The 15,162-nt window shown below is 69.0% G+C and carries 15 protein-coding genes; 5 read left to right on the top strand and 10 right to left on the bottom strand.

What is annotated here, in order from left to right:
* Positions 1-10 precede the first annotated feature (10 nt).
* Positions 11-208, top strand: a complete 198-nt coding sequence (locus ACZ5WE_RS26605; protein WP_469157301.1) for a DUF397 domain-containing protein — start codon at positions 11-13, stop codon at positions 206-208.
* Here ACZ5WE_RS26605 and ACZ5WE_RS26600 read toward each other — a convergent pair.
* The 5 genes from ACZ5WE_RS26600 to mnmA all read right to left on the bottom strand — a co-directional run bounded on the left by ACZ5WE_RS26600 (position 177) and on the right by mnmA (position 7,570).
* On the bottom strand, positions 177-1,403 hold the full coding sequence (locus ACZ5WE_RS26600) for a restriction endonuclease subunit S (protein WP_467693120.1): 1,227 nt from the start codon (positions 1,401-1,403) through the stop codon (positions 177-179). The genes ACZ5WE_RS26605 and ACZ5WE_RS26600 overlap by 32 nt on opposite strands.
* A complete protein-coding gene (locus ACZ5WE_RS26595; protein ID WP_467693121.1) occupies positions 1,393-4,017 on the bottom strand; it encodes a type I restriction-modification system subunit M in 2,625 nt (874 codons plus the stop codon). The genes ACZ5WE_RS26600 and ACZ5WE_RS26595 overlap by 11 nt, the downstream gene beginning before the upstream one ends.
* Positions 4,018-4,131: 114 nt before the next feature.
* Complete coding sequence (locus tag ACZ5WE_RS26590; RefSeq protein ID WP_467693123.1) at positions 4,132-4,986, bottom strand: RloB family protein; 855 nt, start codon at positions 4,984-4,986, stop codon at positions 4,132-4,134.
* Entirely contained in the window at positions 4,983-6,245 is a 1,263-nt protein-coding gene (locus ACZ5WE_RS26585) for an AAA family ATPase (RefSeq protein ID WP_467693124.1), read from the bottom strand. The genes ACZ5WE_RS26590 and ACZ5WE_RS26585 overlap by 4 nt, the downstream gene beginning before the upstream one ends.
* Before the next feature lie 188 nt (positions 6,246-6,433).
* A complete protein-coding gene (mnmA, locus tag ACZ5WE_RS26580; RefSeq protein ID WP_467693125.1) occupies positions 6,434-7,570 on the bottom strand; it encodes a tRNA 2-thiouridine(34) synthase MnmA in 1,137 nt (378 codons plus the stop codon).
* A gap of 61 nt (positions 7,571-7,631) precedes the next feature.
* On the opposite strand from mnmA, the gene ACZ5WE_RS26575 reads away from it, so the two are divergent.
* A complete protein-coding gene (locus tag ACZ5WE_RS26575) occupies positions 7,632-8,309 on the top strand; it encodes an N-acetylmuramoyl-L-alanine amidase (RefSeq protein ID WP_467693127.1) in 678 nt (225 codons plus the stop codon).
* 25 nt (positions 8,310-8,334) lie between these two features.
* On the opposite strand, the gene ACZ5WE_RS26570 is transcribed toward ACZ5WE_RS26575, so the two are convergent.
* The 4 genes from ACZ5WE_RS26570 to ACZ5WE_RS26555 all read right to left on the bottom strand — a co-directional run bounded on the left by ACZ5WE_RS26570 (position 8,335) and on the right by ACZ5WE_RS26555 (position 11,589).
* On the bottom strand, positions 8,335-9,624 hold the full coding sequence (locus tag ACZ5WE_RS26570) for a cytochrome P450 (protein ID WP_467693129.1): 1,290 nt from the start codon (positions 9,622-9,624) through the stop codon (positions 8,335-8,337).
* Positions 9,625-9,858: 234 nt separating this feature from the next.
* Positions 9,859-11,022 carry a cysteine desulfurase family protein gene (locus ACZ5WE_RS26565; RefSeq protein ID WP_467693131.1) on the bottom strand — a complete coding sequence of 388 codons (1,164 nt, stop codon included), beginning with the start codon at positions 11,020-11,022 and terminating at the stop codon, positions 9,859-9,861.
* 48 nt (positions 11,023-11,070) lie between these two features.
* Positions 11,071-11,376: a DUF4190 domain-containing protein gene (locus ACZ5WE_RS26560; protein WP_467693132.1), complete on the bottom strand. Its 306-nt coding sequence runs from the start codon at positions 11,374-11,376 to the stop codon at positions 11,071-11,073.
* A 57-nt stretch (positions 11,377-11,433) separates the two neighbouring features.
* The gene (locus ACZ5WE_RS26555) at positions 11,434-11,589 is read right to left on the bottom strand and encodes a hypothetical protein (RefSeq protein WP_467693133.1); all 156 of its coding nucleotides are present in this window, start codon (positions 11,587-11,589) and stop codon (positions 11,434-11,436) included.
* Positions 11,590-11,704: 115 nt separating this feature from the next.
* Between ACZ5WE_RS26555 and ACZ5WE_RS26550 the strand changes: the two genes are divergently transcribed.
* Positions 11,705-12,328, top strand: coding sequence for a TetR family transcriptional regulator (locus tag ACZ5WE_RS26550; RefSeq protein ID WP_467693135.1), 624 nt, complete (start codon positions 11,705-11,707; stop codon positions 12,326-12,328).
* Positions 12,329-12,391: 63 nt separating this feature from the next.
* Positions 12,392-13,234 carry an alpha/beta fold hydrolase gene (locus tag ACZ5WE_RS26545; protein ID WP_467693137.1) on the top strand — a complete coding sequence of 281 codons (843 nt, stop codon included), beginning with the start codon at positions 12,392-12,394 and terminating at the stop codon, positions 13,232-13,234.
* On the opposite strand, the gene ACZ5WE_RS26540 is transcribed toward ACZ5WE_RS26545, so the two are convergent.
* Positions 13,194-14,183, bottom strand: coding sequence for a helix-turn-helix transcriptional regulator (locus ACZ5WE_RS26540; protein WP_467693138.1), 990 nt, complete (start codon positions 14,181-14,183; stop codon positions 13,194-13,196). The genes ACZ5WE_RS26545 and ACZ5WE_RS26540 overlap by 41 nt on opposite strands.
* A 52-nt stretch (positions 14,184-14,235) precedes the next feature.
* On the opposite strand from ACZ5WE_RS26540, the gene ACZ5WE_RS26535 reads away from it, so the two are divergent.
* A complete protein-coding gene (locus tag ACZ5WE_RS26535; protein ID WP_467693140.1) occupies positions 14,236-15,141 on the top strand; it encodes a LysR family transcriptional regulator in 906 nt (301 codons plus the stop codon).
* Positions 15,142-15,162 lie beyond the last annotated feature (21 nt).

The following is a 15,162-nucleotide window of genomic DNA, read 5'->3' as shown; positions in this document are numbered from 1 at the left end:
GGTACCTGTTTTGCCCGAGTTGAAGTGGATCAAGTCATCGTTCTCCGAGGCTTCGGGCAACAACTGTGTTGAGGTTGCCAGCACGGACGACGAGGGCATCGGCCTCCGCGAAAGCGAAAGCCCGGCCCACATGCTAACGACGGACCGGGCTGCGCTGGGGGCTCTGATACGGAGCCTCAGGCGGCCCACGCCTTCGAGGGGCCGGTAAGCAGGTCATCTACCACGCCCCGCTGAACCGTGCGCAGCTTGGCGATGCGCTGCCTCAACAAGCCTGCGGTGCGGCTTTCCGCCTTCCAAACACTCACAACCCGCTTCTGCTCAGCACGCCTCACCCGAGGAAACGGGACGTCTTCCAGCAACGTTGAGTTGATTGTGTATAGGCCTGAGCTGGTGGCGCACTGCGATTTCCAGTACCTGCGCACTGTGTGGGAGTTGAGCCACAGCATGGCGAACTCGGGAAGGACATCGTCGAAGCGGAGCCGGAACAGATGGTTCTGGTAGAGCAAACCACGCTGATCGGATCCGACGATGGCGCAGCGTCCGATCTGCTCAGGGTCCGCATGACCCTCGACCACGAGGATGTCACCGAGAGCCAACGAGTAGCGCTTATGGTCGCGTTCCACCGCCTCCAACAGAGCAACGTCCCCTTCAATCCACCCCTTGCGAACGTTGGCCACGCGTAGGTACCCAGCTGGCCTGAGATGTGGCACCCGATGGGACCCTAGAGTGATTCCCGCGTCAATTGATACGCCCGCCTCCTTGAGGGGGCCTACCTCCTCGCCACACTCGCCCAGTAGCTGCTCAACCAAAGCACCGAGAAGCTGGTCCCTCTTGTTAGCCAGCTCCTCCAACAACCCGATCCACCGCTCGAAAGCGGCATGCGCGGCGACGATCCGGCGCTGTTCATCCAGCGGCACGTCGGGAACTGCCAGCTGCCGGATCTGCTCTTGTCCGATGTTCTTCATCCCGGCGCTCGTGCCAGTGGCCATGGCCCTGACACGCAGCCGGAAGGTCCGCTGCGCCATAGCGAGCTGCAGGAATCGAGGATCCGCCACTGACTCGTCCACATGAAGCCGGAGCGTCTTGTCGCTGAGCATCAGCCTTGGAGGCGGGTTCTCTGCCACACAGGCCATCCCGACCAGCTCCTCCGTGTTCGCCCGCGTCATGAGCAAGTCGCCATGCCCTACTTCATAGCGAGGATGAATCAGCGCCGCATCACGGATGACCTTGTTCTCCCGCGGCGCAAGACGGCCAGCCTGAACTGCGCTGACCTTGAGCACTCCCCACTCGCCTTCGCCTGCGGGCGTATCTTCGGCAGAAGGACTCTTCCCGGCCTCGATGCGCGTCAGAAGTGATTCGAGCGCTACTTCTCCACGATCCGCGAATTTGCCGTCACCGCCCATAACCCAACTCCTCCAACCATCCCCGCAGCTCCCCCTGAGCCGAGTCGCTAGCCCCCTCCAGCTCGCTCAACGACACCGCATACTTCTCAGCCCACCGCCGGAACACCGCCACCAGCTCGCGCCGCCCCACCGCGACCGCCGCGTCAAGGCGCCCCGACAGGTCCTCATCCAGCACCGCCAGAACAACCTCCTGGGTCCGATCCCCGTCCGCGAGAACAAGGTCCGCCGACGCCATCAGGTCACCCAGGAAGCGATCGTCCAGTGCCCTGCGCTTTTTCGTCGCGGCCGTCCGGACCTTCTTGCAGACCGCCAACTGGGCTTCCAGTCGCGCCAGTTCCTCGGGGGAGACCGGCTCAACAACAGCAGTCTCCTCCGCAGCCAAAGCTTCCTCCTCGCCGTCCTCCGACGACGACTTCGCCACCGTTACCGCGTCCGCCGCCTCCTTGAACGCCGCTTCGGCCGCCGCGACCTCCGCCTCCACTACCGCGTACTGCTTGAGGAAGTCGGGGATGAGCTGACGTACGACCGGCTGGTCCATGGCGCGGCGGCGGTCGGAGGCCGAGACCGGCTTCGCCTTCCGGACCGCGCCTCCTGAACCCGTACTGCTGACCGCGCCCTCCGCCGGCCGCACGATCGCCTCTGTTGAGTCGACCCAGCCTGCGAGCACCCGCCCGAAGCCCCCCGCTGCCAGCGCCTTCATGTCATATCGCGCGTGCGTCCACCAGTCGGCGACGATGCCCGCAGTCCGGTACTCGTCGAGTACACCCACAGCCTCGATCGCCTTGGTGAAGCCCGCCAGCAGGTCGGCCCGCAGGTTCATCAGGCGACCGTCCTCGGCCAGCTTGCCAAAGAGCCCCGATCCCGACTTCCACCACTCCACGTACGCCGCCCGCAGCGACGCCTCCTTGGTGGCGGCCTGTTCCGCGATGCGGCCGACGGTGGCCTCGGGATCCTCGGGGAGGAAGTCGTAGTAGTCCGGGTCGCCGTCCCGCTTCGCGAACAGCGTCGACGCATCGACCCCGTACGCGTCGAACAGCTCGGCCCGCGCCTCGACTTCCGTGACCGGCACGCCGCCGTACAGATGCGCTCGTACGTCCTGCGGTTCGGCAGGAGGTGAATTGTCCACCCAGCGGCGGATGTTGAGGTTCGCGCCCTCGGAGAGGAGGTCTTCCACCTTGACCCAGCGCGAGTAGCCCTTCAGCTGCCGCCCCTGCTGGAACACCGTGACGATCTTCTCGACGTGCTCGGGGCCCAGCTCGTTCTGGTTGCGACCGACGGTGAACTCCCGGTCGGCGTTGATGAAGAGGACCTTCTTGCTCCGCTCCGGGACCTTGCGGCGCGGGCGGCGCAGGATGAGGACGCAGGCCGGGATGCCGACACCGTAGAAGAGGTTCGGCCCGAGGCCGATCACCGCCTCCACGCAGTCGTCACGCAGCAGCTCCTCCCGGATCTCCTTCTCCTTGCTGCCCCGGAAAAGCACGCCGTGCGGCATGACGACGGCGACCATGCCCCGCTCGTCCAGCACCGACACCATGTGCTGGACGAACATCAGGTCGGCCTTCTTGCCCTTCTCGGGCGCCCATCCCCAGTTCATGCGGGTGCCGTGGTCATGGTCCGCCTTGGCCACCGCCGCTTGGTCGTACGGCTGCGAGAAGGGGGGATTGGAGAGGACCTTGGTGAAGGTGCGCAGGCGGTTGCCTTCGTCAAGGTGGAGCGGCTCGGTGAGGGTGTCGCCGTGCTGGAGGTCGAACTTGCGGATGCCGTGCAGCACCATGTTCATGCTCGCCATCGACCAGGAAGCGGGGTTCCGGTCCTGGCCGTTGATGCCGAGCTCGTCAGGATTACCCCCGTGCTCCTCGACATATTCGCGGGCCGCGATGAGCATGCCGCCGGAGCCCATGCAGGGGTCGTAGACACTCTCCCGCGGTTTCGGGTCGAGCAGGCGTACCAGCATCCGCACTACGGAGCGCGGGGTGTAGAACTCGCCGCCGCTCTGCCCGGCGCTGTCCGCGAACCGGCCCAGCAAATACTCGTACGCCGCACCCAGCATGTCCGGGAACTCGAAGTCCTCGTTGCGGAGCCGGTAGAGACTGAAGTGCCGGATCAGGGAGAGGAGTTCACTGGGCGTGAAGACGGACTTGTTGCCGGCGACCGCGTTGAACTCGATGTGCGAGGCGACGCCGGAGAGTCTGCGGTTGCCCTCCTGGAGCGCGACGAGCGCCTTGTCCAGGTACTCCCCCACCTTCATCAGCTGTCCGTCCGGGCCCCGGGTTTCCGCCGTGACTCCCTCGATGCCGGGGACCGTCTGGTCCAGGTGCTCGGGGTCGAGCACATGCGGCCTGTTCCACCAGCGGGCGCGCGGAGGGACGTAGAAGACGTGGCGGTAGTAGTCAGGATTGTCGGCCCGCTCCAAGGCCTGCTTCTTGCTGCCGGTCTCCGCCAACCGCTGCTCGTAGACACGCTCCCACTCGGGCTGGAACTCGTCCGACGCCCGTTTGAGGAACAGCATCCCGAAGATGTAGTCCCGGTAGTCGGAGGGCTCCATGCGTCCGCGCAGGATGTCGGCGGCGGCGAAGAGGTGCCGCTCCAGCTGGGGAAGGGTGATTCGGGCCACGCGCCGGTCCTTCGTGGGAAAGTGAGTCGGGAGTGAGTGGGGTGCCAGGGCAGAGTAGACGCCTGGCGGCTTCCGGCGGAAACCGCCCGAAGCGCGCGTTTTCGACGAGCCGTGTCAGTCCGTCTCGTCTTCCTGGATACCCAGACTGACCAGGAGGCGCCAGACATCGGTGGAGGGGTCCCGATCCAGAACCTTGCAGTCCATGGCGTGGCCGGAGCGGGCCGCCCACTTGCGAGGGGACTGGGGCAGGTGGTCGGGGTTCTCGGGGCTGGTGCGGTCGACCGGGTCGGCCGTGTACTGGCTCGGGCTCCCCTTGCATGAGCCGTGGTCGCACTGGGAGACAAGGCCCTGAGCGTTCTTGATGGCGGCCTTGGCCTTGCCCTCCAGGGCTTGGCGGCGTAGCCCCCGTACGCTCTTGTCGTTCCTCTTGTCGAACCTTTTGAACGCCGTATCGGCTTTGCGGAGCTTGTCCACCACGTCCGTGCTCTTGCCGCTCTGCCGCCCGCCGTACGCCTGGAAGTGCAGGAGCAGCCACAGGTCGAAGGACGGGTGGGAGAAGCAGATCTCCGTGCCGTCCGCTGCCGCTTCTTCCACGGCCTGCGGAATCCGGGTGTGTTCGTCCCGGTCGAACAAGGCCCAGGTCTCATCCGTCGCCGCGTGTTCACGCACGGCTTCTACTACCTGCTCGGGCAGCAGGCCATTCGTCTGGTAGACCGGCACGATCCGGAAAGGCTGACCCGTCCGCTCACCGGACCCGAAACGCTTGACCAGGAAGTCAAGGTAGTCAGGCTCAGTCGACTCACCCTCACAGCCAACGTAGAGAACCCGCTCCTGCTTGGACTCGATCACCTGGACCGGTGCCAGCGGGCGTTCGTCCTCGCTGCTTCCTCTGCGCCTCTTCCGCTTCTTCGGCGTCGTCCCCGGCTCGTGGCCGCCCGATGCCCGCTCCTGCCCGCCCCGCCTGCTCACGCTGACGCCTTCGCCTCCCGCTCGCGTTCCCGTTCCTTCTCGCGCCAGGTCAGCGCGCGGGCGATCTCACCCACACTGACCCGTGGCGACCCGCCGTACCGGCCGCGCAGGTATCCGCGCTCCAAGTCCTCATCCTCGCCTGGTCCGGCTGCCGCGAGTGGATACAGCTCGGTCTCGCCGGACGTCTTCTTCGAGGTGATCCACACCTGCTCGCGGGCGAGCGGGCGGTCCAGGACCGCGCTGCCCAGCAGCGTCGCGTCGTGCGTGGTGAAGAGCAACTGCGCACCCCGCGGATTGGACTTGGGGTCCTGGAAGAGCCTGACGACCTCTGCAGCCAGCGTCGGGTGGAGGCTGGAGTCGAGCTCGTCCACCAACAGCACCGTCCCGGCATCGAGGACAGCGAGCATCGGACCGAGGAAGGCAAACCACGAATGGGTGCCGAGCGATTCCTCACCGACGAAGTCCAAGGCGATGTCGTTGCCGTCCGAGCTACGGTGACGCAGGGCGATCTCGCCGGTCTTACGGTCGACGTCGATACCGCTGACGCCCAGGTCGGCGATGGAAAGCAGTTCGACGAGCCAGTCCCGGTAATCCTTGCCGCGCTTCGAGTCGGCCAGCAGACGCTGGGTCCAAGCGCTTCTGGCTTTGACGTCCTGGCCCGGGGTCATCAGCCACAGATTGTCGATGAACCACCTGTGCAGCGCGGCAAGTTGCGGATCATTGAGAGTGGCGCCCGTGGACAGGAACAGGGAGTTGGGGCGGGTGACAGGGACGAGGACATCACGCTGGCGGCCGAAGTCAGGTCCGGAGTCAGCTGGGGCATCAGGGAAGTGAAACTCCCCGCCCTCATCCTCGGGACGGTCGGCTTCCCGGTCGAACCAGACGACCCGCTCGCCTCCGGGGTAGGCGTGCAGCCACTCCGCCTCCACCCGCTCGTCCGAGAGCTCGAAGCCGTAGGTGTAGCGGACCGGGTTCACTCCCAGCATCAGGTCGACTTCGTAAAGCGTCGTTTCTTCTGCTGCGGACGGGTCCAGCTTGAACGGCTGACGCGGCACCCCTGGCCGGGTCGCCCACTCCGCGAACGATGTACGTACGGCGTCACGCATGTCGAACAGAGCTCGGAGCAGGTTGGTCTTGCCGGAGGCGTTGGCACCGAAGACGCCGACCACAGGAAGGACAGATACCTCTCGGTCGTGGTCGCGCAGTCCCGTGGCACGCGCCGTGCCATCGCCCGGTTCCGCACCGATCAACGACAGCACGCACTCATCACGAATCGAGCGGTGATTGGCCACCCGAAAACGGAGGAGCACCCTCGACCTCCTGGAGGACGGGGAGGCGCCCCCGCCAAACTCGAAATCCCTGCGGACGATCCGCAGGGGCAGCCTATGACGGCGGCTGGGCCGGGGCCAGTCCCGGCCCGGCAGCCGGGTTCATGCGCGCCAGCAGGTCAGACCGCCGCCGTCGCCCGCTCCGTCGTGGCGATCGTCGCCGAGCCGACCACGCGCGTGCCGTCGTAGAGGACGATCGCCTGGCCGGGGGCCACGCCGCGTACCGGCTCGTCGAAGGCGACCCGCAGCTCCGAGCCGTCGACCAGCTCCGCGCGCACCGCCGTCTCGCCCCCGTGCGCCCGCAGCTGCGCCGTGTACGTGCCGGGCCCGGAGGGAGCCGCGCCGCACCAGCGGGGCTTGATCGCCGTCAGGCCCGTGACGTCCAGGGCAGCTGCGGGACCGACCGTCACGGTGTTGTTCACCGGGGAGATGTCCAGGACGTAGCGCGGCTTGCCGTCGGGGGCCGGGGTGCCGATCCGCAGGCCCTTGCGCTGGCCGATGGTGTAGCCGAACGCCCCTTCGTGGGTGCCCAGCTTCTTGCCGTCGGCGTCGACGATGTCGCCCTCCGCCTTGCCGAGGCGGTCCGCGAGGAAGCCCTGGGTGTCGCCGTCGGCGATGAAGCAGATGTCGTGGCTGTCGGGCTTCTTGGCGACGGCGAGGCCGCGCTCCTCGGCCTCCGCGCGGATCTCCTCCTTGGTGGTGAGCGTGTCACCGAGGGGGAACATCGCGTGGGCGAGCTGGCGGTCGTCCAGGACCCCGAGGACGTATGACTGGTCCTTGGCCATGTCCGACGCGCGGTGCAGCTCGCGCGTGCCGTCGTCGTTCACGACCACTGTGGCGTAGTGGCCGGTGACGACCGCGTCGAAGCCGAGCGCGAGGGCCTTGTCCAGGAGCGCGGCGAACTTGATCTTCTCGTTGCAGCGGAGGCACGGGTTGGGGGTGCGCCCCGCCTCGTACTCGGCGATGAAGTCCTCGACCACGTCCTCGCGAAACCGCTCGGCCAGGTCCCAGACGTAGAACGGGATGCCGATGACGTCCGCGGCGCGGCGGGCGTCGCGGGAGTCCTCGATGGTGCAACAGCCTCGCGCGCCCGTGCGGAACGATTGCGGGTTCGCCGAGAGTGCCAGGTGCACTCCGGTCACGTCGTGCCCGGCTTCGGCGGCGCGCGCGGCGGCGACGGCGGAGTCCACGCCGCCCGACATGGCGGCGAGTACGCGAAGGGGGCGGGGGCGCTGCGGGGTCCGGTTCTCAGTCATAGCTCTAACAGGGTACGGGCCCGCGGGAACCAGGTGCCCGTGAGTAAGCGTTCACGATCACATGGGGGAAGAACAGGACACGACGGCGGAGCAGGGGCGCGGGCGCCGGGGCGTCAACCGCCGGACGCTCCTGATCGGCGGCGCGGCGGCGGCCGTCGGCACGGCCGTGCTCGCATCGGACGAGCTGGGCCGCCTGTGGTGGCGCCTTCCCGGCGTGGTCAAGAAGCGCAAGGAGGGCGAGGTCGACGCCAAGGGCGCGCAGTGGACAGCCGCCTCCGACTACAACTGGCGCCGCGCGGACCGTCCCGACGACTACGGAATCGACATGGTCGTCATCCACGTGGTGCAGGGCGGGTACGCGACGGCGCTGAGGGTCTTCAAGGACCCGGCCCACGGCGCGGCGGCCCATTACGTGGTGCGCAAGGACGGACACGTGGCCCAGATGATCCGCGAGCTGGACGTGGCGTTCCACGCGGGGAACAAGAGCTACAACGAGCGGAGCATCGGCATCGAGCACGAAGGCTTCGTCGACAAGAAGTCCTCGTTCACCGATGCCATGTACGAGTCGTCGGCGCGGCTGACGGCAGGCATATGTGAGCGGTACGACATCCCGGTGGACCGGGAGCACATCGTCGGGCACGTGGAGGTGCCGGGCACGGACCACACGGATCCGGGGCCGCACTGGGACTGGGACCGGTACATACGGCTGGTCCGCAAGGCCCGCGCCGCCCTCGGATGACATGGCCTGCCCGCGGTGGCGTGCCCTAGCGCAGGTGCACCGGCAGCGACTCCACCCCGTACACGATCGACAGCTTGCGGAAGGCGAGCTCCTCGGGAGTGACCGCGAGCCTCATCTCGGGGAAGCGCCTCACCAGGGCCGGGTAAGCGGCGCGCAGCTCCATGCGGGCGAGTTCGGCGCCGATGCAGCGGTGGATGCCGTAGCCGAAGGCGAGGTGGCCCGAGGCCTTGCGGTGCGGGTCGAAGCCGCCGCCGTCGGGGGTGTACTTGGCGTCGCGGTTGCCGCCGCTCAGGGAGCACAGGATCAGGTCGCCCTTGGGGATGCGCACCCCGGCTATCTCGATGTCCTCGCGGGCGAACCGCGGGAAGGCCACCTGCACCACGGTGAGGTAGCGCAGTGCCTCCTCGACGAAGGGGGCGGCCGCGGCGTCGTCGTCGCGCAGCCGCGCGGCGGTCTCGGGGTGCTGCAGGAGGAGCAGGGAGCCGAGGGCCACCATGCTCGCGGTGGTCTCGAAGCCGCCGGTGAGGACGCCGTCGGCGAGACCGGCGAGCTCCTCGTCGTCGACGGTGTCGCCGTGCTCCTTCACGATCATGCCGAGCAGGCCGTCGCCCGGGTTCTCGCGCTGCTTCTTGACGACATCACGGAAGTAGGAGAGCGAGGCGGATATGGCGCCGAAGGGAGCGGTCGCCCCGCCGAAGAGGTCGAAGCGCTCCATGGCCAGCTGCTGGAAGTCGTGGCGGTCCTCGTACGGGACGCCGAGCAGTTCGCAGATCGTCAGCGAGGGGATCGGCAGCGCGAAGGCCTGGACGAGGTCGACGGGCCCTTCCGCTGCCTCCATCGCGTCGAGCCGCTCCTCGACGATGGCCTCGATCCGGGGCGTGAGACGGCGCAGCCTGCGCATCGTGAACTCGGGCGTGAGGATGCGGCGCAGATGCGTGTGGACCGGGGGGTCGCTGAAGCCGAGGCCGCCGGGGTGGTGGTCGTCGACCACACCGGCGTTGCCCGCGAGGTTCGTGAAGTCGTTGCTGAAGCCGTCCGTCGCGCCGAGGACGGCCTTCACCTCGTCATATCCGGTGACCACCCAGGCGTCCATGCCGAACGGCAGCGGCACCTTGGATATCGGCTGCTCCGCCTGGTGCTCGGTGAGCCGGGCCACCGGGTCGAGCCCGTCGCGGCGCATCGGCGCGAGCAGCGGCTCGGGCAGTCGCGAGATCGCCGACGCACTGATCCCGTTCTTCTGGATCCGGGAGAGGTACATGCGTCCGAGCCGCGCGGTGATGCGAGAGCGGAGGTTCGCCTTCAATGTGAACTCCATCAGGGGGTTGTCGTGCAGCCCCGAAGAGGGGGGTGTCGTGCAGCCCCGAACGCGCGGAGCGGACTCGCGAGCGGCAAGCATAGATCGGCGGACTGTGGGCCTCGTAGCCCGCTCCTGCGCCTGTCCGCCCTATAGCGGCCGAAACCGGCATCAACACCGGGCGGGATCAGCGCAGTCCGGCGTTATCTGCGTCACCTACCCGCATAAACCGGGACCAACGTCAGTGCCCCGGTCTCAGCTCAGGCCCGCCGTCCGCGCCCGTTCCACCGCCGGGCCGATGGCCTCGGCCACCGCGGCCACGTCCGCCCGCGTCGAGGTGTGCCCGAGGGAGAAGCGGAGCGTGCCGCGGGCCAGGTCGGGGTCGGTGCCGGTGGCGAGCAGGACGTGGCTCGGCTGCGCCACGCCCGCCGTGCACGCCGAGCCGGTGGAGCACTCGATGCCCTGGGCGTCGAGCAGCAGCAGAAGGGAATCCCCCTCGCAGCCGGGGAACGTGAAGTGCGCGTTCGCGGGCAGCCGGTCGACCGGGTCTCCGCCCAGGATCGCGCCGGGCACCTCCGCGCGCACGGCGGTGACCAGCTCGTCCCGCAGGGCGCCGATCTCCCGGGCGAACCACTCGCGCTGCCCCGCGGCGTGCTTCCCCGCCACGGCGAACGCGGCGATCGCGGGCACGTCCAGCGTCCCGGAGCGCACATGACGCTCCTGCCCGCCGCCGTGCAGGACGGGCACAGGGCTGTACTCGCGGCCCAGGAGCAGCGCCCCGATGCCGTAGGGACCGCCGATCTTGTGCCCGGAGACGGTCATCGCGGCGAGCCCGGACGCGCCGAAGTCGACGGGCAGCTGACCGAAGGCCTGCACCGCGTCGGCGTGCAGCGGGATGTCGAACTCCCCTGCCACGTCGGCAAGTTCGCGGATCGGCTGAATGGTGCCGATCTCGTTGTTGGCCCACATGACAGTGGCGAGTGCGACGTCGTCGGGGTTGCGCTCGATGGCCTCGCGCAGCGCTTCGGGGTGCACGCGGCCGTAGGCGTCGACGGGGAGGTACTCGACGGTGGCGCCTTCGTGCTCGCCGAGCCAGTGCACGGCGTCGAGAACGGCGTGGTGCTCGACGGGGCTCGCAAGGACCCGGGTCCGCGCGGGTTCGGCATCGCGCCGCGCCCAGTACAGGCCCTTCACGGCGAGGTTGTCGGCCTCCGTGCCGCCCGCGGTGAGGACGGTCTCGCTGGGGCGCGCGCCGAGCGACTCGGCGAGCGTCTCGCGGGCCTCCTCGACGGTGCGTCGCGCCCGGCGCCCCGCGGCGTGCAGTGAGGAGGCGTTGCCGGTGACGGCGAGCTGGGCGGTCATCGCCGCGATCGCCTCCGGGAGCATCGGAGTCGTCGCTGCGTGGTCGAGGTAGGCCATGGTGCGCACGATTCTACGAGCCCCGGCGGGCCCCGCGTCCAAGCGGTGTCAGCCGGCGAGACCCCACGACACGGTGTTGTCCATGGACATCAGCACGGCGAGGACGACGAGATCGGCCACGCCGAGCCCGAGTCCCAGCATCGCGCGGCCCTTTCGGCCGGTCCCGCGCAGGAGCGCGATGCTCGCGAGGACGATCGCGATCGGGCCGAGGAAGAGGTTCAGGACCAGCAGCCCGAGCAGGCCGAGGACGAACGAGGCGACGGCCATGCCGTCGGTGTCTCGCCGGCCGGTGGGGACGGGGGCGGATGAGGGGGTGGTGGCCTTGGACCGGGGGGCGGTGGTGGTGAGTCCCATGGTGCGACTCCTTTCAGGGGCCGTACGGATCAGTCACGGATCGGCGGTGGCGCGCGCTCAGGACTGGCGACGCGAGTGCCGCTCGCGGACCACGAACACCATCAGCCAGACGCCGATGACGGCGGCGGCGGCGAGGGAGACGGGGAGCGGCGCGTGGGCCACGGAGCCCAGTGCGACACCGAGCAGCAGGAGGGCGGCGACGAGGAACAACACGGGATGCCTCTCGTAGGGGACTTCGGTGAACGCTTGTGGTAACAACTGTTCACTGACTTCAGAGTACCTCTTCTCCGGCTTCCCAATCCCGGAGAACAGTTGTTAACTGCATGGCATGAGTCACACTCTCGGCATCCGGCAGGCCCAGAAGCAGAAAACCCGGCAGGCACTCCTCGACGCGGCGCTCCAGCTGCTCGAGGAGCAGAGCCTGAGCAGCCTGGGCCTGCGCGAGGTCACCCGTGCCGTGGGCGTGGCCCCCACCGCCTTCTACCGGCACTTCCGCGACATGGCCGATCTGGGTGTGGCGCTGGTCGAGGAGGCGCTCGGCAGCCTGCACACCACGCTCGTCTCACTCCTCGCGGCGACCGGCGACGGCGAGGAACGGATCGCGGCCACGGTCGAGTTGATCGTCGCCTATGTGCGCACGCATCCCGCGCACGTCCGTTTCATCGCCCGCGAGCAGCACGGCGGGGTGCAGGCCGTGCGGTCCGCGATAGGCGATCAACTCACCCTGTTCGCCCAGGAGGTGAAGGACCAGTTCGCCCAGGAGCCCGAGTCCGCGGGCTGGGACGAGGACGATCTCCTGATGCTGGCCAGGATGTACGTCGACCACATGGTGATGACCGCGTCCGCGCTCCTGGAGGCGGCACCCGACGCCGAGGCACGGGTGGCGGCCAGCGCGCGCAGGCAGCTGCGCCTGGTATCGCTCGGCCGGCACCACTGGCTGGACGGGCAGTGACCGCGGGACAGCCCGCGGGCCGAGGCCTCGACTCTCCCGTAAGGAGTTATTAGCATTACGGTCATGACGACCGATCGCGACTGGACACTCGACCAGACCTTCGCGGGACCGACCGGCGCCGTCCGCTGGGCCGCCCTGGGCGCCGTGGACGCACCGCCCGTCGTCCTGGTCCACGGCACCCCCTTCTCCTCGTACGTCTGGCGGGACGTCGCCCGCGCGCTCTCCCGCGAACACCGCGTGTACGTCTGGGACTTGCCGGGCTACGGCGCGTCCGAGATGCGCTCCGGGCAGGACGTGACCCTGGCCGCGCAGGCCCGCGTCCTCACCGAGCTCATCGCCCACTGGGGCCTCGACGAACCGGCCGTCGTGGCCCATGACTTCGGCGGCTGCGTCGCCCTGCGCGCCCACCTCCTGCACGGCGCGGGCTACGAACGCCTCGCGGTCGTCGACCCGGTGGCGCTCGCACCCTGGGGCTCCCCCACCTACCGCCTGCTCGGCGCGCACGCCGACGTCTTCAACCAGCTGCCGCCCGCTCTGCACGAGGCACTCATGCGCGAGTACGTCGGCTCGGCGAGCCACCGCGGCCTGCACCCGGCCGTGCTCGACCGCCTGGTCGAGCCCTGGTGCACGCAGGAGGGCAGGCCCGCGTTCTACCGGCAGATCGAGCAGAACGACCAGCGCTTCACGGATGAGATCCAGGGCCGTTACGGGGAGTTGGCGCTGCCCGTGCTCATCTGCTGGGGCACGGACGACACCTGGATCCCGGTGGAGCGCGGCCACGAGCTCGCCAAGCTGATCCCCGGCGCGAAGCTGCACCTGATCGAGGGCGCCGGACATCTCGTACAGGAGGACGCGCCGGCCGAACTCACCGGCGAGCTGAGCCGCTTCCTGCGTACAGGCCGCTGACCGCGGCGGCGGCGTGCGCCAGCTCGGCCCGCACCTCCGGCGGCGAGAGCACCTCCACACTGGCGGCGAACGGCAGCAGCGTACGGGCATCACCGACGACGCCGAATCCGAGACGGACAGTGATCCACTCACTCTCCCCGTCGTCCTCGGGGGGCGCACTGAGGAAGTGGCCCTTCAGGCGCAGGAACTGGGCGAACCGGTCACGGGCGACCCGCGCCGTCACATCGACACTGACCGGCCGGTCCTCCACCTGACGCTTCAACACGCTCCACACGTCGGCGAGTTCGACACCCGGTCTGCGCTGCACCGGCAGATCCGTGAGGGTCGCCGCCTGCACGCGATCGGCCCTGAAGAGCTGCGGGGCGCCGCGCCGGTCGGCGACCAGGTACCAGACGCCCGCCTTGGAGACGAGGCCGTAGGGGTCCACGGTGTAGCCGCGCGGCTCCGCGTCGCCGCTGTGCCGGTAGCGCAGCCGCAGCCGCCGGTCGGTGAAGACCGCGTCCTGCAGTACGGCGAGATCGACGGCGACCGGACCCGACCCGCGGGGCCCCGGCATCCAGCGCGCCGAGTCGACCAGGATGCGGCGGCTCGTCAGCTCGGCGGCGGGCCGGTGCGGTGCGGGCAGCGCGGCCATGACCTTGCGCAGCGCGGAGCCGAGCGCCGCGTCGAGCCCGAGCGCGGCGTGCGCTCCCTGCCCGGCCAGGATGAACAGCGCCCGCGACTCGTCCGCCGTGAGCCCCGTGACGTCCGTACGGAAACCGGGCAGGAGCGCGATGCCGCCGTGCCGTCCGCGCTCGGCGTACACCGGGACGCCGGAGGCGGAGAGCGCCTCGATGTCGCGGTAGATGGTGCGTACGGAGACTTCGAGGCGGTCGGCCAGTTCATGGGCGGGGACCTGCCCACGGGTCTGGAGCAGCAGCAGGATCGAGAGCAGCCGGTCGGATTTCACGCAGCCAAGGATGGCCTGTCGGCCCTCTCAGGATCATGTTTATGATTCAGGCGTGTTCGATTCCCGGCACATCAGGTCGTTCCATGAAGTGGTCCGGACCGGCTCCTACTCCGCCGCCGCCCGCTCGCTCGGCTATACACAGCCCGCGATCACCCAGCAGATGAAGGCGCTCGAACGGTCCGTCGGCACGGTCCTGTTCACCCGCGTCGGCCGCAGGATGCGCCTCACCGAGGCGGGCGAGGCGCTGTCGCGGCACGCGGGGATCATCCTCGGCAACATCGACGCCGCCCAGCAGCAGATGAACGCCATCACGGGCCTGCGCACCGGACGCGTCCGCATCTGTGCCTTCCCCAGCGCCAACGCCACCCTCATCCCCGAGGCACTGTCCCGGCTCGCGGCGAGCCATCCCGGCGTACGCGTCGAACTCCAGGAGAACGAACCGCCCGAGTCGCTGCAGCGCCTGGTGGACGGCGACTGCGACGTCACTCTGGCCTTCCACTACCCGGGCCTGCACGAGGACGTACCGGACGCCGTGGTGGAAATCCCGCTGATGGAGGACCAGTTGACGGTCCTCATGCCCTCCCGGCATCCGCTGGCCCGGCGCCGCCGCGTCAGGCTCGTCGACCTCGCGGGCGAGCGCTGGATAGCGGGCTGTCTGCGCTGCCGCGCCAACTTCCTGCACGAATGCGCCGAGCAGGGCTTCACACCCGACATCGCCTTCACCACGGACGACAACCTCGTCATCCAGAGCCTGGTCGCCGAGGGCCTCGGGATCGCGATGATGCCGGGGCTCGTCCTCAACTTCCTGCGCCACCGGGAGGTGGCGGGACGGTCCCTCGAACCGGCGTCACGGCGGCAGGTCTCGGCGTACGCGCTGCGGGAGCATCTGCGGATTCCCGCGACAGCGCTGGTACTTGAGGAGCTGAAGGCGGTGGCCGCGAACCGGATGGGCTGCTGAGGCGCACCGCCCCCGCCCCGC

The organism is Streptomyces sp. NPDC033180 (genome assembly GCF_055577645.1).
The sequence above is the reverse complement of the archived record's forward strand: the minus strand, read 5'-3'. Positions and strand labels throughout refer to the sequence as shown.